Below are 25,068 nucleotides of genomic sequence, written 5' to 3'. Positions count from 1 at the left end.
TCATTTCCCAGCATCAACCCACAACCACCACACAGGGGTGTAATAGCCATGAGCAAATACCAAAAACAAAAAACATTGGTATCAACAAAAAACAAAACACACTATTGAGTTCTCAAACAACAGGCACATACAAGTAATTCTCTAAATACTTTGTGAAAGTTTATTTTTATAGACTTTCTTTTTCTTTAGTTTTCCTTGCTGCGTTATTACTAGCTTATTTCATTCATTTCTTTTTTGTCAAATCCGCGTTTTCGGCGAATTTACCAGAAATTCATGAATGATCCCACAAAAAATTGAAGCTTTTCTGCTTTTTGCCAAAATGGCACAGACAGAATCGCAACTCTAATTAGTAGGGGTTTGGCCCCCGCTCCGGCAGCTTACCCGGCCATGTTCCAGACCGTCGTAACCTTGCCCCTCAGCGGGCGACTCAGAAAACTTTACACGGCACTTAGCCCTGGTGCAAATCGTCCTCCAGAGGACCGAAAATCTGCCTTAAAACCTCGACGGCGACCACCCGCAGATAACTGCGGGGGCCGCCGTCGAGCTCTAGATCTCAAGGCATTCAGGGCTTTAAGCGTGCCTAGCCCGCGGTGACTTCCACCATCGCCATAGTGCGTTTGCCTCGGCGCAATAAGAGGTACCGGCCGTGGAGCAGTTCGGTGGCGTCGATCACACTTTCGGCGTCTTGCACCTTCCGGTTGTTCACATAGGCCCCGCCCTCAGCGACAGTACGGCGAGCAGCAGAGTTGCTCTCCGAGAGCCCTGAGGCCACCAGCAATTCGATAATCCCCAGGGATTCAGCGCTCACCGAAGCATGCGGCAGCTCGGCGGTGGCTGCGCTCAGCGTCTGCTGATCCAAATCTGAAAGCGCGCCGTTGCCGAAGATCGCCGCCGAAGCGGCAATCACTTTCTCGGTCGCCTGCACTCCGTGCACTAAAGAGTTAACGTCCCAAGCAAGAGCCTTCTGCGCGGCTCGTTCATGCGGCCGCTCCGCCGTGGCCCGTTCCAGCTCTTCGATTTCCTCCCGGCTACGGAAGGTAAAGACCTTCAGTCGAGACACCACGTCCGCATCGGCGGTATTGAGCCAGAACTGGTAGAACTCGTAGGGGCTGGTCAGCTCCGGGCTAAGCCAGACGGCAGTGCCCTCGCTCTTACTGAATTTTGTGCCATCTGCATTAGTGATGAGCGGAGTTCCGATGGCATGCACCGAACCGCCCTCAACCTTGCGGATCAATTCCGTGCCGGAAGTAAGATTTCCCCACTGATCCGAACCACCCGATTGCAATGTGCAGCCGTATTGCCGGAACAATTCAAGAAAGTCCAGACCCTGCAGAATCTGGTAGCTGAATTCTGCGTAGGAAATGCCTTCATCGGAATTCAGCCTGGAGGCGACGATATCTTTTTTGATCATGGTGCCGACTCGGAAGTGTTTTCCGATATCGCGCAAGAAATCAATGGCGGAAAGCGGTGAGGTCCAATCCAGGTTATTCACCATACGAGCGGCATTTTCACCTTCAAAGGATAAAAAGGGCTGAACCTGCTGCTGAATACCGCGAACCCACTCAGCTACCTGTTCCTTGGTCTGCATGGAACGTTCGCTCGTCGGGCGTGGGTCACCGATCAGTCCGGTGGAACCGCCCACCAGAGCCAGCGGCTTATGCCCCGCCAGTTGCAGCCGACGCATCAAGACGAGCTGCACCAAATGTCCCAGATGCAGGCTGGGCGCAGTCGGGTCGAACCCGCAATAGTAGGTCACAGACTCCTCGCTCAGGGCTTTTTCAAGTTCTGCCTGATCGGTAGATACCTGAATGAGGCCGCGCCAGAGCAGTTCCTGCCAGATATTGGCAAAGCTCGGATCGTTGCGCTGCGCGTTGTGCTGGGTATTTTGAGTAGTGATTTCCATTGCGTTTGACACAGTTCAACGGTAGCAGCATTGCCCCGCAGAGCGGCAGCTCAACGGATGCTCAGACTTCGATGCCGACCGGCAGCTCCCCCGTGCTGATCAGCCGCAAGCGCTGAGTTGGCCGGGTCATTGAGACGTAGAGATCGCCAACACGTCCCGCACTGAGCAATTCAGCCGGCTCGATGATCACCACCCCGTCAAACTCCAGGCCTTTGGCATCGTGCGGGTCGATCACCACGATGTCCTGTTCCAAGGACCCAGCACCGTGGCCCACCCGACCCGGATAATCCTCTCGAAGCGCCTTAGTCAATTCAGCCAGCCGATGCGGTGCGGCAATGATCGCCAGCAGGCCGCCGTCAACAGCAGCGAGTTCTTCGGGCATGGCCTGGCGTAAGGCCAGCACCGGATCGCTCACCCGATCGATCACGGGCGCCCAGCGCCCTTCACGCACCGCTTTAGGAGCGGAGACAACTTGCCCGGCGGCATTCGCCATCCGGACCGCAGCATCAGCGATCTGCGCGGGAGTTCGGTAATTGACGGTGAGTTCTTCCAGCTGCCAGCGATCACCGAAGTGCGGAGCCAGCGCCTGCTGCCACGAACTCGCCCCCGCTGCTGCGGAAGTCTGGGCGATATCGCCAACGATGGTAAAGGATTTGATCGGGCAACGACGCACCAGAAGCCGCCATTGCATGGCGGAAAGCTCCTGCGCCTCGTCAATCACCACGTGTCCGAAAGCCCAAGTCCGATCGCTCAACGCCCGCTCAGCGGTGCTGAAAACCTCGTCCTGTACCTGATTGTGCTCTGCCAGATCCTCGGCACTGAGCACGCCGTCAACGCCCGAATCCTCCAAAGACTGCTGCACATTCTCCAAAGTGCGTTCAGCATTGGCCAGATCACGACGTCGTTCGGCTTCCCGGGACGCTGCCTCCCGACCACCGCTGGCATCCACTTCACCAAGCAGCTCTGCGGCCTCATCCAGCAAGGGCACATCGGCTTCGGTCCAGGCCGAGCCCGCCTCGCGATAAAGTAAGTCCCGTTCGGCTTCGGTGAGTTCCGGAGTGGCAGCTTCCAAGAGCGCTGGCTTAGCGAACAGTTCGGTGAGCAGCTTCTCCGCGCTCATCGGCATCCAGGCCAAGTTGAGCGCTACTCTGACATCCCTCGAAGAACGGACGTCTTCCGCCAGATAACTGCGATCAGCGTTATTACCGATCGAGCTGGATTCCACCTTCTCGGTCAATTGATCTGTGAGTTCCCGGAGCAGAATCTTCACAAAGGTCAGTCGGGCTTCGTTGTGTGGCTTCCCGGTGGCCCTCGCCTTGTCTCGGGCACGGCGGACCTGCTTCGGCGTGATCGTCACCTTCTGCCCGTCGACATCCAGCACCCGGTCCTCGGCGGGAATCCGCTGTCGATTGGCCACTGCACGCGCAATCACTTTGGCCATCGAGCTTCGGCCCTTAATCTCGGCTACCTGGGGATCCTCATCGGCCACGGCATTGATGCCCGGCATCAATCTGCCCAGGCTCGCCATCACCACTCCGGTCTCGCCGAGCGAAGGCAATACCCGCTCAATGTAGTTCATAAAAGAAGAAGACGGCCCGACCAGCAGCACGCCCGCTGAACGCAGCCGGTCCCGGTGGGTATAGAGCAAATACGCGGCTCGATGCAGCGCCACCGCCGTTTTGCCGGTACCCGGCCCGCCTTGCACCACCATGGCTCCGGGCAAGGAGGAACGGATGATCCGGTCCTGCTCGGCTTGAATGGTTCCGACGATATCGCTCATCTTGCCGGTACGCTTCGAATTGAGAGCCGCCAGCAGGGCACCTTCACCCTGCAGGGATTCCCCTTCGGTGAGCATGCTGGGGTCCAGCACATCGTCCTCGATGGCTTTCACCTCCCGGCGCTGCAGAATCAGATGCCGCCTGCGCCGCACACCCTGCCGCTCGAAAGCGGTTGCCTGATAAAAGGTGCCAGCCTCCGGAGCACGCCAGTCGACCATGAGCTGACGGAGGTCTTCGGTGGAAAGGCCGATCCGGCCGATATACCGCTGTTCGCCGTCGTCCAGATCCAGGCGACCGAAGACCAGACGATCGTCGACGGCGTTCAGCTGGGCCAGTCGGTCTTCGTAGAGGGTGGCGAAAGCATCACGTTCAGAACGGTTCTGATGAGAACCCATAGCCGTGGTACGCCGCACCTCAGCTAGCTGCTGAACCTTCTCCGCGCGCAGCTCATCAAGCCGGGCATACAGCCCCGCCACGTACTGCCGTTCGTGATCCAGTTCTTCGTGGCTAGTTTCGGTGTTGTAGTGCGTTGATTCGGCCTCAAGCATTGGGCCATCCTTTCAGCCAGCAGACCGTCCATTCTACACCTCTGCGGGGTCAGCTCAGTCTGAGTAAGGAGCGTACTCGATGTCCGGGCAGAGCTGCTCTGCCGTGCAACTGGGCCAGTTCCAAAATCACACCATAGCCAATCACTTGAACCTGAGCATCTGCAAACAGCCTGGAAGCAGCAGCCAAGGTACCACCGGTGGCGAGCACATCATCCAGAATCAGCACCCGACTACCCGCAGGGAGTTCGTCTTTGTGCAACTCCAGGGTCGCACTGCCGTATTCCAGCTGATACTCCTCGGAAAACACCGCCCTGGGCAATTTACCCGCCTTACGCACCGTAATCACTCCCGTATCACTGGCGTAAGCCGCCGCTGCCGCGAGCAGGAATCCCCGAGCCTCCACCCCGGCAACCGCATCGAACTGGCCTTCAAAGGGCTCGATCAGAGCATTGACGACGGCGTGCAAAGCCTTCGCGTCCGCGAAGACGGGGGTGAGATCACGGAAGGTGATCCCGGGTTTCGGGTAATCCGGGACGACGGCGCAGAGCCGCAGCAGAGTTTCCTCGAGGGTTTCAGGCATGCAAAAAGCCTTCCATAGCGGGTTCCGTGGGAAAGAGGAGCGCAATCAACACTGTTAGCGTCCAACCGTTAACGGTACGCCTCGAGATAGGCCTCTGCCCATGAAAGCAGACTGGGTGAAAAAGAATTCTCGATTAAGCTTGCTCTCCCGGGGAGGGATGCCATTAAAGTTGAAGATACAACTTAAGGGTATTTGGCCTAGTCAGAACCCTGGGGCTGCGCTACCGTAAGAATTAATCCGGTAGCTCGATTTCGCAGCACTACGAGAGGAACCACCCATGAAATCACTGAAGCGTATGGCAACTATGGGGGCTGCAATTTCCCTGCTCGGCTTGGCCATGTTCGCCACTACCCCCGCTCAGGCAGCGGTGGTCTGCGGCTCAGAGCCGCTTTCCACTGGCTCCTCAACCTCGGCCGAGGTGGAGCCGCAGTGCGGTGCCACCAGCCCGATGCCCACCCACTGGGTCTGCGCACCTCGCGATTCCTCGGTGAAGGTATGGGTCAGCACCCCTTGGTGCCCCTAAGTTTTTCAGCTACTACACCGTTCTATGAGTTACTGCGGCGCCCCGAGCTTTTTCCGTCGGGGCGCCGCAGCCCTATAACGAGAAACCGTAGGATCCCCCGCTATCCAGAACCTCCACGGATACTCCGAACCCCCACCCGGACCACTCACCCCCACCCGAGGACCACTCTGCGGTCTTCTTCACCGACTCATTCCAGACTTGCGCCAAGCGCCCTTACAATCTCGTCACGGAATTCCCTTTGTAAAGAGCTCTCTGCCGCATCCGGCGATAAAGCCGAAGAATCTTTGACCTGACACAACGCCTGCCACCATTTTCGAGGGGGGCGAGAGCCACAATAGGTGTTTTTCAAGTCGTTCATGAAGTGCCGATCCGCCTATCGACTCCCAGGCGACTTCCAGGTTTCTATGGTGAAGTGACTAAACGGAGCTTGCGACAGCTGGCATCGAAGTCATACGTATCGAGATAAGAAGAACTCAATGAAGAATTTCCGAGGGAAAGCGTTGGCAGTGGTGCTTTCATGCGGCATGGCAACATCCCTCTTGGGGGGCGTATCACTGGCTGAAGCCAGTGATAGTCAGCAGCACACGGTCAGGGCCTCGACCAAAACTGCGCTTGAATTAAGAACAGGCAGCTTGCCCGAACTTTCCAGCACTTCAAAAGTTTATGTACTCGGGGCCCCGGCGGAAGTGTCAGTAAAGTCGACCAATGGACAGAAGATTGGCAATGCGACTTTTTATGCCATGCCCAAAGGTAGTGAGGGTGCTCTCACAATCGCACCAGATGTTGCATCTGATCTGGGTATTTCAAAATCGGGGTTTTTATCTAGCTCAGATCTTGCAAAGGTTAGTGAAGCTCTTACTGTCAATGCGACAGGGATGCTATCCCCAATATCAAGGGCTACACCGAAGCCTGAATGGGACGACGCTTCAACCTCCTGGTACGCCCCTCCTGGTGGCGGCTGGAGTGGAACTTGGCAACGTCGAATCTCTCAGATATCTGCGGATGGGAAATACTACAGCTGGTCCGTGGATTCTGAGTCCAACGGGACAATCTGCGGTCAAGGCACCGGGTGGTACTCCGGGTATAACGGAAGCCAATTCGGCAAATGGGAGGTCTTCTATCCCTTGGGATGTGGCACGAGTGGATACAAGCGAGTCCCCTGGGACAACGTTCTGGCCTATCCAAAGTTTCAGGCCAAATCAACTTCGGTCGCATTGACCGGCGTGCCTGGATTGTTTAGCTAACACGAAAGGTGGCTGCTATGAAATACGCAAGAGGGAAGCTGATCGGGTACGGAATTCTTATCGTTGCTGTCGGTGTCTTGATCGAAATTAGCGCGACTAATCTTGTTAGCTTTTTAGCCAACTCAGCCGGGCAGCCAAATCAGGTTCTGTCATTCCTGGTTGACTTCTTCGTCTCCATACTTCGCTTTGGTATCGCACCGCTTGGAGCGGCGATGGTAGCAATAGGAATTGCACTCCATCTAATAAACAAGGGGAAAAAGACCGAGACAGGAAACCCTGACCAGGTTGAATAATCTTCAGTAGGACAAAGCCGCCAGTCAGTCTCTGATGGGCGGCTTTGTCCTACTTGGTTTTCCCGCCAGGATTCCAGCGAACCATGTATATTGCGATCGTTCCCGCCAACACAACTGCCGCGGCTGTGCAGGAAGGTGCTTGGAGGTTTGCTATCAGAATAAACCAGGGTCGTTCTGGCGCTGGGTTTTGAAGGGTTGGTGTAGCAAAATAGTTTGCGGCAAGTATGTAAGCATAAGTCGCGAAGACGGCGAAGCTGATTAGAATTCCGTTGAGTGCCCACAGGGCTACAGACCATGGGTTGACGGAGACAACGTCAGAAGCGGAATCCTCCGGCCCAGTCTCGACAAGATTTCCGTTCTCATCAAGTTCATCAATCTTGACTCTTTGACCTAAGTCTCGTTTCAACTGGAATCCTCCTTGATTGTACCCATCGATCCTATTTCTAGTATGTCACTGTTCAAATGTGAGCCATTTGGACGCCACGCAAGGTGATTCCGAAGTACTAGAATGCCCCATCCACCAAACCCGAAGAGACGGTGAGCGGAGTATTCTTTACTGACTTCGCTGGCCAGATAGTTTTCTCTGGCCTCAGGGAACCGAAACACTGACCTATCGGCTATCACGATTGTATGAGCGAATAAGTATGGGACTACTCAGGGGCTAGATGACAATTTCTGATAGGTTTTTCTGGCTGCCTTGAGTCGGCCCAATATGGTTGATTTTTTCCTATTCGACCGGGTAAGTTCCTGAGCCGGATGTGGGGGGCGTCAGCCCGATTTAATGAGACCTTACGACTTACCGAAACTCATCCGGGATCATCGACCTCGGCCGGAGTTCAGCCGCAGTGAGCTGCNCGACTTACCGAAACTCATCCGGGATCATCGACCTCGGCCGGAGTTCAGCCGCAGTGAGCTGCCACCCCTTGGTGCCCCTAAGTTTTTCAGCTACTACACCGTTCTATGAGTTACTGCGGCGCCCCGAGCTTTTTCCGTCGGGGCGCCGCAGCCCTATAACGAGAAACCGTAGGATCCCCCGCTATCCAGAACCTCCACGGATACTCCGAACCTCCACCCGGACCACTCACCCCCACCCGAGGACCACTAAGAATCGCCTGGCTAGGCAACGACTCAGCCAACTCCAGCCGAACCGCACCGCCGTCCAAAAGATCACTACCATTCGCCTCTCGATTCAGACCGAGAACAGTAGCCAACCGCGCCGGCCCTGAAGCCAGTTCAACTTGTTTACCGGAACCACCTCTGCGACGCTCCGCCCGACGCTCCCCAGCAACATCGACACCCTCTACCACCTCCCCCGCCCTGAGCAGAACAGCGGAAGAAGTCCCTTCCGGGGAACAGACCACGTTCCCGCAGAAGTGCATACCGTAGGTGAAGTAAACATACAGATGGCCCGGCGGCCCGAACATCACTTGATTTCGTAGTGTCTTGCCCCGATAAGAATGTGAACCCGGATCCGGAGCCCCGGAATCCCTCGGGCCCAGATATGCCTCTACTTCGGTCAGCCGGACAACCACGCTTCGCGTACTGCCGTCGGGCAAGCGGTATTCGCTGCTCAGAGTAGCACCGAGTAATTGAGGAGCAACGGTCAGCGCATCCTGCTGTAATAGCCGCTTCAGCTCATCGTGATCCACCGTTTAGCTGGGTTCCGTTTCAGCCGAGCCCGGCAACCGCTTCACGGACCGGAAGTTCTCCCGAGATCAGTTCGAGAACCCGCTGAGGCGCAACTGCACTGGTGAGCAGCTCAGCCACCACAGCAGCGACATCGGCTCGCGGCACCGAGCCGCTGCCGGTGGATTCAGCCAGCAGCACCCGGTCGCTGGGCGCATCATTGGTGAGCAGTCCCGGCCGGACGATGGTCCAGTCGAGCTGACTGCGAGCCCGCAGATCGTCTTCAGCAGCCAGTTTGGCCAGCAAGTAGAACTGGAAATCACTGTCCATACCTTCTGGATGCGCTCCGCCGCGTACCTTCTCGACGCCCATCGAGGAAATCTGCACCAGACGGGGCACCCGCGCCGCTTCAACAGCATCGGCCAGCAGCACCGCGCCCGCCCGATCCACACTATCCTTGCGGTCAGTGCCGCTATTCGGACCTGCACCAGCAGCAAAGACCGCGGCGTCCGCCCCGCTCAACACAGCCGCAAGACGTTCAACAGAGGCACCTTCCAAGTCAAGCAGGATGGGTTCAATACCTCGTTCCAGTAGCTCGGCCTGCTGCTCGGGCTTTCGGATCAGCCCCTGTGGCTGATGCCCCTGCTGCGCCAAAATTTCTCCGAGAAAAAGCGCTATCTGGCCGTGTCCTCCGGCAATCACAATCTTCATTCAGCCATCTTTTCACAGGACGCGGGAACTTCACGGCCATGTCCGATTTCCGCTAGTGATGGATCGATTGGACTGCCAGAATGGAGTCATGGATTTCGAACAACGCTATCGGGCGATTGACGCCAGGGACCGCCGTTTCGACGGGCAGTTCTTCACCGCGGTTCGAACCACCGGCATCTACTGCAGACCATCATGCCCGGCGCGAACCCCGCATCGGGAGAATGTCGACTTCTACGCCACCAGCGCCGCGGCTCACGAAGCGGGTTACCGAGCCTGCAAACGCTGCCTGCCCGAAGCGGCACCCGGCACCCCGGAATGGAATCTGCGTTCCGATACTGCAGCGCGCGCCATGCGCCTGATCATGGATGGCGAAATGAACGCTGAACGTGGCGGCGTCGAACACCTAGCACAACAGCTCGGCTACTCCCCCAGACAATTGGGTCGCATCATGCGGGCTGAACTGGGCGCTGGCCCCCTGTCGCTGGCTCGGGCGGCTCGGGCCCAGACCGCCCGCACCCTGCTGACATCCACCACGATGAAATTCGCAGATATCGCCTTCGCCTCCGGGTTTTCCTCGATCCGGCAATTCAACGAGACTATCCAGCAGATCTTTGATTCCAGCCCGACCCAGCTGCGTGAGGCGGGGCTGAAGCGTCACCATCTCGGCGGACAAGCCCTTCCCTCAGAAGCTGAGGAGTTCCCCACGGTGCGGCCGGCGACAAACGGCACCAGCCTGCAGCTCAGGCTCCCGCTGCGCCCGCCCTACGATCCCGGGATTTTCAGCTTCCTGGCAGCCAGAGCAGTGGACGGCGTCGAGCTCGCAACATCCTCCAGCTATGCCCGCACCCTGGCGCTCAGCCACGGCAACGCCAGCATCCTGGTGAGCCTGCCGGAACTCCCCAGGGATGTGAGCGAGCCGGAAAGAGCCTGGGCCACTGATCATCTGGAGTTGCAGGCTTCAGTGGAGAACCTGAAGGACCTGCCGAGTTTGCTGGCCCGAGTACGCCGGGTGTTCGATTTGGATGCCGATCCGATAGCGATTGACACGCAACTCGCCCGCTCCCCCGCCCTGCGAGAACGCGTGACAGCGATCCCGGGCATTCGACTACCGGGCGCGGTGGATGCCACAGAGATGCTGCTGAGAGCTATGGTCGGTCAGCAGATCACGGTGGCAGCAGCGCGTGGGCAACTCCACCGGCTGGCGAGTCTGGGCACCCGCTACCCGGGCCCGGAGAAAGCTCTCAGCCTGCTCTTTCCCACCGCCGAACAACTGGCAACCGCGGGTGCTGAGTTGCTGCGCGGGCCGGCTAAGCGCAGTTCCTCGATCGTGAACGCGATGCGGCACTTGGCTGACGGCCTGCACCTGGGCGTCGAGGACGATCCGGATTCGCTGCGAAGCAAGTTACTACCGCTGCCAGGGATCGGCCCCTGGACAGTGAACTATCTGGCCATGCGTTTCCTCGGTGCTACCGATATTCATCTCGACGGCGACGTCGCAGTTCGCAAAGGGCTCGAATCAGTGGGCCTAGACACCAAGCAAACCATCGCCCTGAGCCCGTGGCGCTCCTACGCCACGGTGCACTTCTGGCGCAGCGCCGCCGAGGTAAACCCCTTGAAAGGAAAGAAATGAACACCCCTCAGCCAACAGATTCCAGCGCGATATTTTTCACGCTGAGCACTCCAGATGGACCGTTCAGCGTCATCGCCCGCCCTGACGCCGTGGTACTCGCCTCAGGCTGGACAGCCGCTGAGCAGGGCCTGACCGGGCAGATCCACCGCAGCCTGCTGCCAGCAGAGATCCGCCACGACAAGCCGGAATCCGGCATCAAGGACGCCGTAGAAGCCTTCTATGCGGGTGACTTTCAAGCGCTCGACGCCGTCCGGGTGCTTCAGCACTCCGGGCCCTTCCGCACTCACGCCTGGCAAGTGCTGCGCACAGTACCCGCCGGAACAGCACTGACCTACAGCGAGTATGCCCGGCGCGCCGGGAACCCGCAGGCGGTGAGAGCCGCTGCGAGTGCCTGCGCGATGAACGCCGCAGCGCTGTTCGTGCCCTGCCATCGGATCCTCAGACTCGACGGCGGCTTAGGTGGCTTCCGCTGGGGCCTGAAGATCAAGGACAGCCTGTTACGTCGAGAATCGGCGGGATAAGCTACTGACGGGTAATTTATTCTAGGATGGCGCTATGCGAATGCTTCGGGTCAAAGCCACCACCGTTCGTCACGCGCTCAATATCTGGCCCCCCTTGCGCGGCGCGGGCATTACGGTCAAAGAGATCAGCGAGAACTACGACTACGCCAAGGTGCAACTGCGAGCGCTGCCCTGGAACCGAAATATCGTCGGAGTGCATTTCGGCGGTTCGCTCTTCGCGATGACCGATCCCTTCTGGATGCTGCTGCTCATGAAACACCTGGGCGACGAACACGTGGTCTGGGATAAAGCCGCAGAGATCGACTTTCGCAAGCCCGGTCGAGGCACTGTGACGGCCGAGTTCGTGCTTGACTCAGCGCGGCTAGCGGAATTGCGTACCGCTGCCAGCGGCGGTGAAAAGGTACTGCGCTGGTTCAGCGCCGACGTCGTCGATTCCTCTGGAGAGGTCGTCGCCACGGTGCGTAAGCAGATCTATCTGCGCAAAAAGCGCGGCTGAAAGACCGCTCGCTTCGGCAATCCAGCCGGTACCATCAGAGGAATGACTCCCGATCATCCTGCACAGCTGAGACTGCAGCTCCTAGGCTCAGTGCAGCTCCAGAGTGAAGACGGCAAAGTTCTGATTCCGCCCGGACCGCGAGCCCGCAGCCTGATCATCGCAGCTGCTCTGGGCCACGGCCAGCTGCTGAGCGCCGATCAATTGATCGATGACGTCTGGGGAGCAGAGGCTCCTAGCGGGGCTAAGACTGCCCTGCACACCCTGATTTCACGCACCCGTTCGCTGGATCCTGGCATTTTGCACTCCTCCTCGGGCGGCTACCGGCTCGGAATCGAGGCCGAGCAGGTGGATCTGTGGTACGCGGAAAAACTCCATCAACAGGCTTCCTCAACCCTTCAACGAGCTCCTGCCGAGGCGGTGGAACTCTGCGATCAGGCGCTGCGCCTGTGGCGCAATCCCCCGGGAATCGATGCAGCCGACAGCCCGGCTCGGAGCGCCCTGGAAATTCAGGCGAGCCGGCTGGAAGCCGAATTGAAGCGTTGCCGGTCCTTGGGCCTGGCGGCTGCCCGCCGCTGGGAAGAGGCCATCGAGGCGCTGAGCGAACTCACCGCCGTCGATCAGCTGGATGAGCGGCTCGGGATAGCCCTGGTTCGCTCCCTCCAGGGGGCCGGACGGACCGCCGAAGCCCTCGCCCAGCTGGAGAGATATCGCCGGATTCTGCGCACTGCACTGGGAGTCTCACTGAGCCCCGAAGCCAGTGCCCTGCAACAGGAATTGCTCCAAGAGTCAAACTCCAAGCCGCAGCCCGAAGCCCGGATTCGCGGTTTGCGGGCTCCCGTCAATCAACTACTGGGACGCCAAGGCGATATCGAAGAACTGACCGGCCTGCTGCAAACCTCAAGAGTGGTGAGCATTCTGGGGCCAGGCGGTCTGGGAAAAACCCGTTTGGCGATGGAACTTGCCGCCTCAGCCGCTGTCCGCACATCGTCCGTGGTGTTTCTGGAGTTAGCCAGTGTGCGCGATGGCGCGGATATCTGGCTAGCCCTCGGCTCGGTGCTCGGGATCAACGAACCACGGCAAAAACCGGGTATAGCGGTGGTTGGGATAGCCCAGAGGATCATGGAACAACTTCAGGAACACCGCACCCTCTTGGTGGTGGATAACTGTGAGCATTTGATCGAAGCAGTTGCCAGCACAGTCGCGGAACTCATTGCTGAAGTGGCTTCCCTCACGGTGCTGTGCACCAGTCGAGCACCGCTCAACATCGCCGGAGAATATCTCTATCTGCTGCCCCCGCTCGCCACCTCTACGCTGCCGGGTGAAGCCACCCCGGCCGCGATCGAGCTGTTCATGCAGCGCGCCCGGGCAGCCAGATCCAGCGCTCCCCTGGACGCCGGCACCGTGAGCCAGCTCTGCGAGCGACTAGATGGGCTGCCGCTCGCCATTGAGCTGGCGGCGGCCCGGATCCGCACCATGAGCGTCAGCGAGATCCTGGAACGAATCAGCGAGCGGTTCACCCTGCTGCGCAGCCAAGACCGCACCATCGAAGAACGACACCGCACCCTGCACGCCGTGATCGAATGGAGCTGGAGCCTGCTGAGCAGCTCGGAGCAATCCAGCTTGCGGCGACTCTGCAGCTTCCCCGATGGCTTCTCCCGGGAGGCCGCGATCCTGGTCGCAGGAGCGGATCGCGAGACGCCGGAAGACGTCGAAGCCGATCTCGAGGCGTTGCTCAACCAGTCCTTGCTACGCGGCCAAGAACACCCGCTCACCGGCCAGATGCGCTATCGGATGCTGGAGACGGTGCGGGAATTCGGCGGCCTAGAGCAGCGCCGAGCCCAGGAACAGGCCTTCGTCAGCGAGAGAATGCTCCTCTGGGCCAAGCAGTTCTGCCAGAACTTGTTCTCAAAAGCCTACGGTCCCGAGCAATTGGCCACCGTCAAGATGCTCACGATGGAACAAGACAATCTGATCCATCTGCTCCGCCAGGCCATCACCGAAAGAAAAAGCTCTGAGGTTTTCTGGATCTTTGCGCTACTGGGAAATTGCTGGACCATTCGGTCTTTCCACCAAGATGTGGCGGGTTTCGCCGAACAGGTTCTGGACGCCGTCGTCGGCCTGCCGATCGAGGATCAGGATGTTCCGGCGGCCTTGACCTGCTTCACCATTATCTCGGCAACGCTGAGCGCGATGAATTCTCGGCTCAGCGCAAGGGCACGAGCTGGGATACGGCGCATGCTGAACCGGGGAATACCGGTGGACGATCACCTGAGCAGCATGTCAACTCTCTGGTTAAACATCGGTTCGCGCAAGAAATTGCTCCAGGCTCTGGAGCAGATCAAACAAAGTCCGGATGCGATGACCCGAGCCTCTGGGCAGATGATCGAATCGTTCCTCTTGGAGAATTCCGGCCAGGTGGCAGAGTCCACCACGTCGGCGCTGAATGCTTACCGGCTGGGCGAAGAGGCCCAGGACACCTGGACGATGGGAACCATGGCGGCTTCGCTCGCCCAGCTCTACGTTCAGCGAGCTGAACACGAGCAATCCTTGCTCTGGGGCCAAAGGGCGTTACGGCATCTCAAAGAACTCGACGCTGTCTCCGATATACAGCAGCTTCACGCCGTCATCGTCGCCAATCAATTGGCCACCGGTCAGTTGGAGGCAGCCCGAGCGACTCTTGAGGCCTCGATGGATGAACTGCCCGACGAAGAATCTGAGATTTCAGGGCTGATGCTCGCGTTGCGGGCCGAAGTGGAGTTGAGTTCCGGGAATCTGAGCGCCGGACTGGAAAACTACCGGATCATCGCTGAGGACCCTCGCCGTTACCGGGACGCCAGTGGCTATGGTGCGGTGCTCGGGTCGGCGGCGGTCTGCGCTTTCTTACTCCATCAGCCCGATGCCGAGGTGCCGTTGCGCCGCTGGGTCAAACAAGGCCGCATTCGTTGCCTGGCCGCTTGGAGACTGAACGGTGATATGTTCATTGACCAACCGGTTATTGGTGCTGTGGCACTCACCGTAGGGTCCTGGGCCGCGCAAACCGCTGTTCCTGGTAGTGAAAAGGCAAGGCGAGGACTTGAATTACTGCTGCTCTCCAATGGCCGGCAGGACTTGCCCTCTTTGCTCAGGGAACGGCACTTGAATGTGGCACGGCGGCGTCTCGGTACTGAAACCTTTGACGCCGCCGTACGATCCCGGGATGAACTGAGCAGTGATGCCCGGCTCGGTAGAATCCGCGAATTGCTCTCCGATCAGGCCTTGCGCATATAGGCTCTGACCGTCAGCGGAGCGAAAACCGCTACGATGATCGCTGCCCCCACCAGAGCCCAGACCGCATTGATGGTAAAAGCTCCGTTATTGCACAACTCTCGGATTGCGGTCACCAGGAAGGACAGCGGGTTTACGTTCACGAAGGCCTCGAGAGGCGCTGGCATGCTCTCCGGCTTCACAAAAGCATTGGAGAGGAAGGTCAGCGGGAAAAGCACCAGGAATGAGATGCCCTGCACACTGGCGGCGCTGCGCGCGATCACTCCGAAGAAGGCGAAGATCCAGCTCACTGCCCAGGAGCAAACCACCACCAGCAGACCCGCCAGAACGACGTTCCCGATGCCACCAGCGGCGTGATAGCCCATCACCCAGCCGGTCAAGAAGGTGAGCGTGGTGGCAATGCCATAACGCAGGGTGTCGGCGAGCAGAGCCCCGGCGAGCGGAGCGATTCTGGCGATCGGCAAGGACTTGAAGCGGTCGAACACCCCTTTGTCCATGTCTTCGCGCAGCTGCACTCCAGTGACCACCGAGGTGGTGATCACTGACTGCACCAGAATGCCGGGCAGCATATACGGCAGGTACTGCTCCAAGCTGCCCGCGATCGCGCCGCCGAAGATTGCCGAGAACATCACGGTGAAGAGAATCGGCTGCACCGTGACATCGATGAGTTGTTCCGGGGTTCGCTTGATCTTCAAGAGGCCCCGCCAGGCCATAGTGAGCGAGTTGCGCACTGTCTGGCCGAAGCTGACATGGTTTTTGAAATTGGCTGTGCGCGGATCGATGGCCCGGCTAATAGTCGCGGTGCTCATTTCTTGGCCTCCTGAATCATCCCGGCATCGGCCAGCTCGCTGGCATCGTCGGGCACCTCGGTGCTGGTATCTTCTTCGGTTGCTGGATGTCCGGTGAGGGTCATGAAGACCTCATCCAGACTGGGTTTTTGGACTGAGATCTCGGCCACCCGGATCGAGGCTTCACGCAGGCGCAACAGCAGATCGGTGACCAGATCAGCGCTCTGCATCGGCGCGATAAGGCGCCCGCGCTCCGGCGATTCACTGGCTTTAGTGCCGAGCGTCTGTTCAATGATGAGCTTGGCTGCTTGCAGTTCCTCCGGATTCGCCAGGTTGAGCAGCAGGGCAGAATTGCCCACTGAGGCTTTCAGCTGATCCGCAGTACCCTCCGCTACCACCTTGCCTCGGTCGATCACCGCGATCCGATCCGCCAGTTGATCTGCTTCATCCAGGTACTGCGTGGTGAGCAGCACGGTAGAACCGGAACTGACCAAGCGCCGAATGGTGTCCCACATCTGCGCCCGGGTCCGGGGATCCAGGCCAGTAGTCGGCTCGTCCAGGAAGATCAGCGGCGGCTGGGCGATCAAGCTGGCTGCCAGATCAAGGCGACGTCGCATGCCCCCGGAGAATTTCTTCAGCGGCCGCTTAGCCGCTTCGGTCAGCCCGAACTCCTCGAGCAGTTCGGCGCTTTTGAGCTTTGCCGCGCGGCCGCTCAGGCCCAGTAGCTTGGAGAACAAGCGCAGGTTCTCGGTGGCACTGAGATTCTCATCCACTGAGGCGTACTGCCCCGTGACGCCGATCAGCTGCCGGACCACCTGGGCCTCATGCCGTACGTCATGACCAAAGATCTTGGCTTCACCGGCATCTGCTTTGAGCAGGGTGGCCAGCATGCTGATAGTTGTTGTCTTACCCGCCCCATTGGGGCCTAATACTCCGTAGACCGTGCCGGCCTGCACGGAGAGATCGACGCCGTCGACAGCTCGTTGCTCCCCAAAAATTTTGACCAGGCCATGAGCTTCGATCGCTAAGCCTTGAGCATCCATGATGCGCTCCTCCCACTGAAGTGCGGCCTCTGCCGCGTCTGACTCCAATGGTTCCAGTGAGCGCTTACCGATCGCTTACATCGCTCTTACTTCGCGGCGGATCCCGAGGGCCAGGGCAGCAGCTTGGGCAGTTCGACGGCGTCAGCGGCTGCCCAGGCTTCGAGCTGGCCGCGGGGTTCGCGGCCGGCCAGCCAGGCCGCGATGTCATTGAGCTGGCCGGTGATCACATAGCTCTTGCCTGAGGTATTGCCATTGCTCAGGGTGACCGGCTGCTGCCCCAGAGCCTGCAAGATCAAGCGGGTCTTTTCGGGAACCCGGGCTTCTAGGAAATCGAAGAGATGATGGCAGAAAGCCACCGACCAATCCTGCGAACCATAGCCGATCAGCAGATCCGTGCGGTGAATCACTAATTCTCGCCAGACCGCTTGCAGGATGTCGGTCACAGTGCCGTTGCGGTAGCTCACCTTAGCGCTCAGGTCGGAGTCCTGTAAGGAGTCGACGGCGGCTGCCAGGCGTCCGAAAGCCTCTTCTAAAGCGGCGAGCAGCTCGGGTTTTTCCAGCGCAGCGTAGCGGGCGATATCCGCATTCCGGCCATCCACACCGCCGTCGTACATCTCGATCAGCTCACCGCGCTTGGCGTATTCGATCTGGCGGGCGACGCCGTCGGTGTTACCGCGCAGATGGGCGTAGACCTGAGCACGGGTCCAGCCGGGCAAAGCCGAAGGCTCCCGAATGTCGTCGTCGCTGTGATCCTCGAGCCATTGCCGGGCAGCACAGGCGGCATCGTTCATTTCGCCAATGCCGAGCAAGAGCGGAGCACCTTCACTGAGTGTCATGGCCTAAGCCTATCGTCAGGGCCCCCGAAAATGGGGGCCCACAGCCGCCCTGCCGCACAGTTCGGCGTGAATCATGCACCACAGTGCTTGAGTTGCACAGTTAGGAAGTTGATCCGGACCTCATCCTGAACCACTCACTTCCAGGATTATCCCGGCGGTAGATGAGCCGTCGATGTGCTCGATCGTGCCTGGCCTGCCAGAACTCAAGCTCAACCGGCTGAACTGCATAGAGTTGCCACTCCGGATTGTCACGACCGTCAGACCACGGCCGTTCCAGCCAGTCTGCGGCACTGGCTGCTGCGGAAAGCGCGGTCACCGGTCCGCTGAATCTGATCTGCCGTCCCAGGGCTTGCCAGAAGAAATTCCCCGCCACCCACGGATTGAGTGCTAACTCTGTAGCTTTTCGGCTGCTGCGTGAAGTGGCGAAGTGCCAACCCCGCTGATCCAGATTCTTCAGGATCAGCATTCTGGACGAGGGCCTGCCTTCGTCGGTCGCCGTCGCAAGTGAAAAGGCATGTGGTTGCGGCACTTGTTCGATGGCTTGTTCAAGCCACTCCAGAAAGAGCTCCTCTGGATCATCCGGCGCTGAGGCCAGATCGAAATCCGGTAATTTCTCGGGGAAATCCGGAAGTGCTCTCAAACTGGCTCGCAGTAGATCCGTCATAACCAGTAGCCTACAAGCGGCTAAACACTCCGGCGCACCACGTGCGGCAAACTGTATGAGATAGACGCTGTGCTGCACGGTTCACCGCGAACCATGCAGCACAGCGTCTTGAGTATCCGTTCTGTAGAGCTACCCAGCGAAATCTCGGACCGGAGCGAGCTGGGCTTCGAAAGCTGCTCGCTGTTCGAGCACCGCCGAAGGCGCGGTCCCGCCTTGAGCGCTACGGCTCGCCAAGGACCCCTCGGTGGAGAGCACCGAACGGACCTCCGGCGTCAACTTCGGAGAGATCGCCGCATACTCCTCATCGCTCAAATCCCAGAGCTCAACCCCGCGGGATTCAGCCTGCTTCACCGCTGCGCCGGAGAGCTCATGAGCCTCCCGGAAGGGCACGCCCTGCCGGACCAGCCACTCGGCCACATCGGTGGCCAAGGCAAAGCCCAGCGGAGCCAGTTCCTGCATCCGCTCGGTATTGAACTCCAGGGTGGCGATCATCCCGGAAACCGCCGGAAGCAGCACTTCTAGGGTGTCCGCGGCATCGAACACCGGTTCCTTATCCTCTTGCAGGTCCCGGTTGTAGGCCAGTGGCAGGCCCTTGAGCGTTGCCAAGAGCCCGGTCAGGTCGCCGATCAGCCGCCCCGCTTTGCCACGCGCCAGCTCAGCCACGTCGGGGTTCTTCTTCTGCGGCATAATCGAGGACCCGGTCGAATAGGCGTCGTCCAGGGTGACGAAGGAGAACTCCTTGGTGGCCCAGAGAATGACTTCCTCGGAGACCCGGGAGAGATCCACGCCGATCATCGCGGTGATCCAAGCGAATTCCGCGAAGACATCCCGCGAGGCGGTGCCGTCGATGGAGTTCCAGGACGCCGAGTCGAAGCCGAGTTCAGCGGCCACCGCATTCGGGTCCAGCCCGAGCGAGGAACCGGCCAGCGCACCCGAACCATAGGGCGAAACAGCGGCCCGCCGGTCCCAGTCCTGCAAGCGCTGCACATCGCGCAGCAGCGCCCAGGCGTGCGCCATCAGGTGGTGGCTGAGCAGCACCGGCTGGGCGTGTTGCAGATGCGTGCGCCCGGGCATCGCGACCCCGTGATGCGCGGTGGCCTGGGCCAGCAGCGCGTCGATGGTCGCCACCACGCCGCGGGCGATCAACCGGGCATGGTCACGCAGGAACATCCGGCCCAGGGTGGCGATCTGATCGTTCCGGGAGCGCCCGGCCCGCAGCTTGCCACCAAGTTCCGCCCCGGCGCGCTCAATCAGTCCGCGTTCCAAGGCACCGTGCACGTCCTCGTCGGATTCGGCGGCCACGAAAGCCCCCGAACTGACATCGGCGTCGAGCTGGTCCAGTGCGGCCAGCATGCCTTCGAGTTCGACGTCGTTCAGCAGCCCGGAGCGATGCAGCACCCGGGCGTGCGCCCGGGAGCCGGCCAGGTCATAGCGGGCCAGCCGCCAGTCGAAATGCGTGGATTTGCTCAGCGCGGCCAGCGCATCCGCCGGAGCCCCAGCGAAACGTGCACCCCAGAGCGAACCTTGGTTGGTTGACGATGCGGTGGAAGCGTCACCGCGATTGCCGGTCCCGCCCGCTCGGTGAAGTCCGGCCTCGGAAATCAAGCTCATGCGCCTTCCCCGGAACCCGACAGCCGCTGATCCCGGCTGGACGCGGTCTTCGCGCTCATCCCCCACAGCTCGATGAAGCCCTTGGCCTGCGACTGGTCGAAGGTGTCGCCGGTGTCGTAGGTGGCCAGGTTGAAGTCGTAAAGGCCGGTGTCGCTGCGCCGTCCGTTGACCTGGGCGACCCCGCCGTGCAAAGTGAGCCGGATATCGCCGGAGACGTACTTCTGGGTGTCCTCGATGAAGACATCCAGGGAGCGCTTGAGCGGCGAGAACCACTGGCCGTCGTAGACCAGCTCGGACCAGCGCTGGCCGACGGTGGCCTTGAAGCGGGCCTGCTCACGTTCGATGGTGACGTCTTCCAGGTGCTTATGCGCCGCGATCAGCGTCATAGCCCCGGGGGCTTCGTAGATCTCCCGGCTCTTAATGCCGACCAGCCGGTCTTCTACGACGTCGATCCGGCCGACGCCCTGGGCGCCGGCTCGCCGGTTGAGCTCCTGAATGATCTGCAGCGGCGAGAGCGCGACGCCGTCCACCGCGACCGGCACGCCGGACCGGAAGGAGATCACCACGTCGTCGGGAGCCGGAGGGAACTCCGGGGTCGCGGTGTAGTCGTAGATGTCCTTGGTCGGCCCGTTCCAGATGTCCTCCAGGTAGCCGGTCTCCACCGCGCGACCCCAGACGTTCTGGTCGATCGAATAGGGGTTCTTCTTCGTGGTCTCGATCGGCAGGTTGTTGCGTTCGGCGTATTCAATCGCCTTGTCCCGGGTGAGCGCCAGATCACGGACCGGGGCGATGCACTTCAAGTCCGGGCCGAGGGTCTGAATGCCGACCTCGAAGCGCACCTGGTCGTTGCCCTTACCGGTGCAACCGTGCGCCACCGTGGTGGCGCCGAACTCGCGGGCCGCCTTGACCAGGTGCTTGACGATCACCGGCCGTGATATCGCCGAGACCAAAGGGTAGTGCCCCTGGTACAGCGCGTTCGCTTTCAAGGTCGGCACGCAGTATTCATTGGCGAATTCATCGCGGGCATCGGCGACATAGGCCTCCACTGCCCCACAGCCGAGGGCACGCTGCCGCACGGTTTCCAGCGACTCGCCGCCCTGGCCGACGTCGACCGCCACCGCGATCACCTCGGCTCCGGTGGCTTCGCCGATCCAGCCAATGGCCACTGAGGTGTCGAGTCCGCCGGAGTAGGCGAGAACGATGCGGTCAGTCATGAAAGTTCCTTTCGAGTCAACGAGCTAAAGATATCTAAGAATGTGAAGGATCTTGGGCGAATTGCAGGAATCGGTCGGCGATGCCGGGCCCGCCGAGCGGGTCACGCGAGATCACCAGCACCGTGTCGTCCCCGGCGATGGTGCCCAGAATATCGGGTAAAACCGAGTGATCGATGGCCATCGCCAGGAAATTCGCCGCCCCGGGCGGAGTCTTCAGCACCACCAGATTCGCTGAGGCCTCGGCGGTGACCAGCAATTCGGCGCACAGCCTGGTCAGCCGGGCGTCCAGGTACTCCTTCGAGATGGCGGCGTGCGGCGTGCGGTCGACGCCGGCCTGCGGCACCGCGTAGACCAGGCCACCTTCCCCGCGCACTCGGACCGCGCCCAGCTCGACGAGGTCACGGGACAGCGTGGCCTGGGTGACTTGGACGCCGTCCTCAACCAGGAGTGCCGCAAGCTCGGCTTGGGAGCGCACTTGCTGAGTAGTCAGCAAGCCAGCGATCCGCGCCTGGCGAGCTGTCTTGGTGGCCGGAATCAATGGCAGCACCGAGCTTCCACCTTGCACGGCCGGGCTTCCCACCGACGCTTTGAACTCGGGGCTCACGATCGTTCCATCAGCCACGCCATCAGTGCCTTCTGGGCGTGCAACCGGTTCTCAGCCTCATCCCAGACCACCGATTGCGGTCCATCGATCACCTCGGCGGCGATTTCATACCCCCGATAAGCAGGCAGGCAGTGCAGCACGATCGCTCCGGGGGCGGCGAGTTCCAGAGCAGCCGCATCCAAGCTGTAGGGCTTGAAGATCTCCGACCTATCAGTTTTCTCCTCTTCCTGCCCCATCGAGACCCAGGTGTCGGTGGCCAGCACATCGGCTCCGGACGCGGCGAGCCGGACATCGCTCGTCACCAGCACTGAACCTCCGGTTTCCTCGGCCCTGGCCTCGGCATCGCGGACCACTGAAGCCGCCGGCTGGTAGTCCTCTGGGGCGGCGATGCGGACGTGCATGCCCGCGGTCACTCCGGCCAAGAGGTAGGAATTCGCCATATTATTCGCGCCGTCGCCGAAATAGCTCAGGGTGAGGCCCTTGAGATCGCCCTTGTGTTCCTTGACGGTGAGCAGATCGGCGAGCAGCTGGCAGGGGTGGTAATCGTCGGAGAGCGCATTGATCACCGGGACCTTGGAATTCGCTGCCATCTCCTCGAGTCCGGACTGCGCGAAGGTCCGCCAGACGATGGTGGAGACCATGCGCTCCAGCACCTTCGTGGTGTCCGCGATGGATTCCTTGTGGCCCAGTTGCGACTCTCCTGGATTGATCACCAACGGTGCGCCGCCCATCTCGGCGATTCCGGTGGCGAAGGAGACCCTGGTCCGGGTGGAGGTCTTATCGAAGATCACCGCGACAGTTTTGCGCGCTGCCCCCTCACCGGCATAAGGCTGCCACAAATACGGGTTGCGCTTGAGTTGCAAGGCAAGATCGAGTACTTCGCCCTGTTCTTCCGGGCTCAAATCGGTGTCTACCAGGAAGTGCCGGGTCATTTCGCTTCGCTCTCTGCTGGGGTTGATTTTTCTGAGTTGGTAGCGCTCGGATTCGGCTTGTCTGAGTTCAGCGCAAGGTCAATGATCTTCGGCAGCGCCGCAATAAAACTATCCGCTTGTTCTTGGCTGAGGATCAACGGCGGGGCCAAGCGGATCGTGCTGGGCCCAGGGCTATTAATGATGAAGCCGAGTTCCAGGGCGGCAAGCACCATCTGGGCTGCAATTGGGGTATCGAGATCAAAGCCGATCAGCAGTCCGCTGCCGCGTACCTCAGTAATATGCGCAATGTCGGCCAAGTTCCTCCGGAGCAAAGCACCCCGACTGCGCACCTGGTCAAGCAGTCCGCCGGATTCGATGGTGTGCAACGTCGCTAAAGCAGCTGCGGTGGCCACCGGGTTACCGCCGAAGGTGGTGCCGTGAGAACCCGCGCCCAGGAGCCGGGCGGTCTGCTCACCCAGCGCGATCAGGGCTCCCACCGGGAAGCCGCTGCCCAGCCCCTTGGCCAGGGTGATCGCATCGGGCAGCTCCTGGGGTTCGATGATCCCGCCGGTCAGGCCGCTGAGCTTCGGCCAGGCAAACCATTCACCGGTTCTTCCGATACCTGTCTGCACCTCATCGAGGATCAGCAGGGCCCCGGCTTCCCGGGTCAGCCGCCGGGCTTCGCGCAAGTAGCCCTCAGGCAAGGGCCGGACGCCGATTTCACCCTGGATCGGTTCGAGGAACAAGGCGGCCACATCGCCGCTCTGCAGAGCCTCTTCGAGGGCGGCCAGATCCCCGAAGGGCAGATGCTCCACCCCGCCAGGCAGTGGTTCAAAGGGCTTGCGGTACGCCTCCTTGGCGGTGAGCGCCAGAGCTCCCATGGTCCGGCCATGGAAAGCTCCCTCCAGCGCGAGGATCCTCGGCTTGCGCGCTACTCCGCCCCCAGAGCCATTGCCGAACATCCGGGCGAGCTTGAAAGCCGCTTCATTCGCCTCCGCTCCGGAGTTCGTGAAGAACACCGCTGAACCCCGCGGCGCCTGACTGAGTTCCAGCAGCTTCTCGGCGAGTGCTATCTGGGTAGGGCTGGCGAAGAAATTGGAGACATGCCCCAGGGTCGCCAGCTGGCTGGAGATCACCGAGGTGACGAAGGGGTGCGCATGGCCCAGCGCATTGACCGCGATGCCACCCAGCAGGTCGAGGTACTCCTTGCCGTCGGCGTCCCAGACCAGCGCCCCGGCGCCGCGCACCAGCACCCGCTGCGGAGTGCCGAAGACGCCGAGCATAGAACGCTGATAACGGGCCAGCCACTGCGCTCCGCTCGAGGCGTGCACCAATTCGGAGAGCTCCGGCTGACCGGCTGCAATTTCAGTACTCACAATTTCTCCCCTGCTTCGTTGTTCAGATCTATGGCGTCGGGGAAGACCTGGGTGCCGTTTCCAGCCGCGGTGAAAATCTCCAGCAGCATGGAGTGCGGGCTGCGGCCGTCCACCACGGAGGCGCTCTGCACACCGCCCTCGACGGCTTTGAGACAGGCTTCCATCTTGGGGATCATTCCCGAGGCCAGGCTGGGCAATAGCTCCCGCAGTTCGCTCACGCTCAGCGCGCTGATCAACGAATCCTTCTCCGGCCAGTTCCGGTAGAGGCCTTCGACGTCGGTCAGGATCACCAATCGGGAGGCGTGCAGGGCCACAGCGAGCGCCGCCGCAGCGGTATCGGCGTTGACATTGAGCACGCTGGAGGCGTCCCCCACTTCGGGGGCGATGGTGGAGATCACCGGGATCCTTCCGGCGTCCAGAAGGTCCAGAATCGCTCCGGGGTTGACCCCGACCACCTCGCCCACCTGGCCCAGATCTTGAGAGGTCTTGCGCGCTTGCAGCAGTGCGCCGTCCTCACCGGATAACCCGACGGCGTAGGGTCCGTGGGCGTTGATCAGGCCGACCAGCTCACGCCCCACCTGCCCGGTGAGCACCATCCTGACCACGTCCATCGCCTCCGGGGTGGTCACCCGGAGCCCGGATTTGAACTCGGATTCGATGCCGAGCTTACTCAGCATCGCGTTGATCTGCGGGCCACCGCCGTGCACCACCACGGGCTTGATGCCGACGTGGTGCAGGAACACCATGTCCTCAGCGAAGGCGCGCCGGAGTTCCTCGCTGATCATCGCATTACCGCCGTATTTCACCACCGCCACGGTGCCGGCGAAGTGCTGGATCCAGGGCAGCGCCTCAACCAGGATGGCTGCCTTGTCCTGCGCTTGTTGTGTGCTCATCAGGTCCTCAG

At 60.5% G+C, this 25,068-nt stretch carries 22 protein-coding genes and 1 pseudogene; 7 read left to right on the top strand and 16 right to left on the bottom strand.

What is annotated here, in order from left to right:
• Positions 1-580: 580 nt before the first annotated feature.
• The 3 genes from tyrS to ABDK06_RS14560 form a co-directional block, all read right to left on the bottom strand.
• The gene (tyrS, locus tag ABDK06_RS14570; RefSeq protein WP_394942334.1) at positions 581-1,903 is read right to left on the bottom strand and encodes a tyrosine--tRNA ligase; all 1,323 of its coding nucleotides are present in this window, start codon (positions 1,901-1,903) and stop codon (positions 581-583) included.
• 61 nt (positions 1,904-1,964) lie between these two features.
• On the bottom strand, positions 1,965-4,229 hold the full coding sequence (locus tag ABDK06_RS14565; RefSeq protein ID WP_394942304.1) for a HelD family protein: 2,265 nt from the start codon (positions 4,227-4,229) through the stop codon (positions 1,965-1,967).
• A gap of 49 nt (positions 4,230-4,278) precedes the next feature.
• Positions 4,279-4,809, bottom strand: coding sequence for an adenine phosphoribosyltransferase (locus ABDK06_RS14560; RefSeq protein WP_394942302.1), 531 nt, complete (start codon positions 4,807-4,809; stop codon positions 4,279-4,281).
• 277 nt (positions 4,810-5,086) lie between these two features.
• Between ABDK06_RS14560 and ABDK06_RS14555 the strand changes: the two genes are divergently transcribed.
• A complete protein-coding gene (locus tag ABDK06_RS14555) occupies positions 5,087-5,332 on the top strand; it encodes a hypothetical protein (protein ID WP_394942300.1) in 246 nt (81 codons plus the stop codon).
• A 29-nt stretch (positions 5,333-5,361) separates the two neighbouring features.
• Here the strand turns inward: ABDK06_RS14555 and ABDK06_RS14550 are convergent.
• Positions 5,362-5,499, bottom strand: a pseudogene (locus tag ABDK06_RS14550) (DNA-3-methyladenine glycosylase); the annotation flags it as partial.
• Between the two features lie 309 nt (positions 5,500-5,808).
• Here ABDK06_RS14550 and ABDK06_RS14545 point away from each other — a divergent pair.
• Together ABDK06_RS14545 and ABDK06_RS14540 are read left to right on the top strand one after the other, a co-directional pair.
• Complete coding sequence (locus ABDK06_RS14545; protein WP_394942298.1) at positions 5,809-6,576, top strand: hypothetical protein; 768 nt, start codon at positions 5,809-5,811, stop codon at positions 6,574-6,576.
• A gap of 17 nt (positions 6,577-6,593) precedes the next feature.
• Positions 6,594-6,869, top strand: coding sequence for a hypothetical protein (locus ABDK06_RS14540; RefSeq protein ID WP_394942296.1), 276 nt, complete (start codon positions 6,594-6,596; stop codon positions 6,867-6,869).
• 965 nt (positions 6,870-7,834) lie between these two features.
• Here the strand turns inward: ABDK06_RS14540 and ABDK06_RS14535 are convergent.
• A complete protein-coding gene (locus ABDK06_RS14535; protein WP_394942294.1) occupies positions 7,835-8,518 on the bottom strand; it encodes a DNA-3-methyladenine glycosylase in 684 nt (227 codons plus the stop codon).
• A gap of 19 nt (positions 8,519-8,537) precedes the next feature.
• On the bottom strand, positions 8,538-9,206 hold the full coding sequence (locus ABDK06_RS14530; protein ID WP_394942292.1) for an NAD(P)-binding oxidoreductase: 669 nt from the start codon (positions 9,204-9,206) through the stop codon (positions 8,538-8,540).
• An 88-nt stretch (positions 9,207-9,294) separates the two neighbouring features.
• On the opposite strand from ABDK06_RS14530, the gene ABDK06_RS14525 reads away from it, so the two are divergent.
• The 4 genes from ABDK06_RS14525 (at position 9,295) to ABDK06_RS14510 (ending at position 15,120) form a co-directional block, all read left to right on the top strand.
• The gene (locus ABDK06_RS14525) at positions 9,295-10,836 is read left to right on the top strand and encodes an AlkA N-terminal domain-containing protein (RefSeq protein ID WP_394942290.1); all 1,542 of its coding nucleotides are present in this window, start codon (positions 9,295-9,297) and stop codon (positions 10,834-10,836) included.
• Positions 10,833-11,357 carry a methylated-DNA--[protein]-cysteine S-methyltransferase gene (locus ABDK06_RS14520; protein ID WP_394942288.1) on the top strand — a complete coding sequence of 175 codons (525 nt, stop codon included), beginning with the start codon at positions 10,833-10,835 and terminating at the stop codon, positions 11,355-11,357. The genes ABDK06_RS14525 and ABDK06_RS14520 overlap by 4 nt, the downstream gene beginning before the upstream one ends.
• A 34-nt stretch (positions 11,358-11,391) precedes the next feature.
• Entirely contained in the window at positions 11,392-11,853 is a 462-nt protein-coding gene (locus tag ABDK06_RS14515; RefSeq protein WP_394942286.1) for a DUF4442 domain-containing protein, read from the top strand.
• A gap of 90 nt (positions 11,854-11,943) precedes the next feature.
• Positions 11,944-15,120, top strand: coding sequence for an AfsR/SARP family transcriptional regulator (locus ABDK06_RS14510; RefSeq protein ID WP_394942284.1), 3,177 nt, complete (start codon positions 11,944-11,946; stop codon positions 15,118-15,120).
• Here ABDK06_RS14510 and ABDK06_RS14505 read toward each other — a convergent pair.
• The 10 genes from ABDK06_RS14505 to argB form a co-directional block, all read right to left on the bottom strand.
• A complete protein-coding gene (locus tag ABDK06_RS14505; RefSeq protein ID WP_394942282.1) occupies positions 15,102-15,926 on the bottom strand; it encodes an ABC transporter permease in 825 nt (274 codons plus the stop codon). The genes ABDK06_RS14510 and ABDK06_RS14505 overlap by 19 nt on opposite strands.
• Entirely contained in the window at positions 15,923-16,948 is a 1,026-nt protein-coding gene (locus ABDK06_RS14500) for an ATP-binding cassette domain-containing protein (RefSeq protein WP_394942280.1), read from the bottom strand. The genes ABDK06_RS14505 and ABDK06_RS14500 overlap by 4 nt, the downstream gene beginning before the upstream one ends.
• Positions 16,949-17,034: 86 nt before the next feature.
• The gene (locus ABDK06_RS14495) at positions 17,035-17,784 is read right to left on the bottom strand and encodes a maleylpyruvate isomerase family mycothiol-dependent enzyme (protein ID WP_394942278.1); all 750 of its coding nucleotides are present in this window, start codon (positions 17,782-17,784) and stop codon (positions 17,035-17,037) included.
• Between the two features lie 100 nt (positions 17,785-17,884).
• On the bottom strand, positions 17,885-18,448 hold the full coding sequence (locus ABDK06_RS14490; RefSeq protein WP_394942276.1) for a pyridoxine/pyridoxamine 5'-phosphate oxidase: 564 nt from the start codon (positions 18,446-18,448) through the stop codon (positions 17,885-17,887).
• Between the two features lie 129 nt (positions 18,449-18,577).
• Positions 18,578-20,059 (bottom strand): argininosuccinate lyase, encoded by a 1,482-nt coding sequence (gene argH / locus ABDK06_RS14485; RefSeq protein WP_394942274.1) that lies wholly within the window; start codon positions 20,057-20,059, stop codon positions 18,578-18,580.
• Positions 20,056-21,273 (bottom strand): argininosuccinate synthase, encoded by a 1,218-nt coding sequence (locus ABDK06_RS14480; protein ID WP_394942272.1) that lies wholly within the window; start codon positions 21,271-21,273, stop codon positions 20,056-20,058. Before ABDK06_RS14480 ends, argH begins: the two co-directional genes overlap by 4 nt.
• Before the next feature lie 34 nt (positions 21,274-21,307).
• The gene (locus ABDK06_RS14475; protein WP_394942332.1) at positions 21,308-21,853 is read right to left on the bottom strand and encodes an arginine repressor; all 546 of its coding nucleotides are present in this window, start codon (positions 21,851-21,853) and stop codon (positions 21,308-21,310) included.
• Between the two features lie 20 nt (positions 21,854-21,873).
• Positions 21,874-22,809, bottom strand: coding sequence for an ornithine carbamoyltransferase (argF, locus tag ABDK06_RS14470; protein ID WP_394942270.1), 936 nt, complete (start codon positions 22,807-22,809; stop codon positions 21,874-21,876).
• On the bottom strand, positions 22,806-24,164 hold the full coding sequence (locus ABDK06_RS14465; protein ID WP_394942268.1) for an acetylornithine transaminase: 1,359 nt from the start codon (positions 24,162-24,164) through the stop codon (positions 22,806-22,808). The genes argF and ABDK06_RS14465 overlap by 4 nt, the downstream gene beginning before the upstream one ends.
• Positions 24,161-25,057, bottom strand: coding sequence for an acetylglutamate kinase (gene argB / locus ABDK06_RS14460; RefSeq protein WP_394942266.1), 897 nt, complete (start codon positions 25,055-25,057; stop codon positions 24,161-24,163). The genes ABDK06_RS14465 and argB overlap by 4 nt, the downstream gene beginning before the upstream one ends.
• Positions 25,058-25,068 lie beyond the last annotated feature (11 nt).

It is taken from the genome of Psychromicrobium ferritrahens (assembly GCF_043789415.1).
Lineage (GTDB): Bacteria > Actinomycetota > Actinomycetes > Actinomycetales > Micrococcaceae > Renibacterium.
This window is presented reverse-complemented; position numbering and strand designations above follow the sequence as displayed.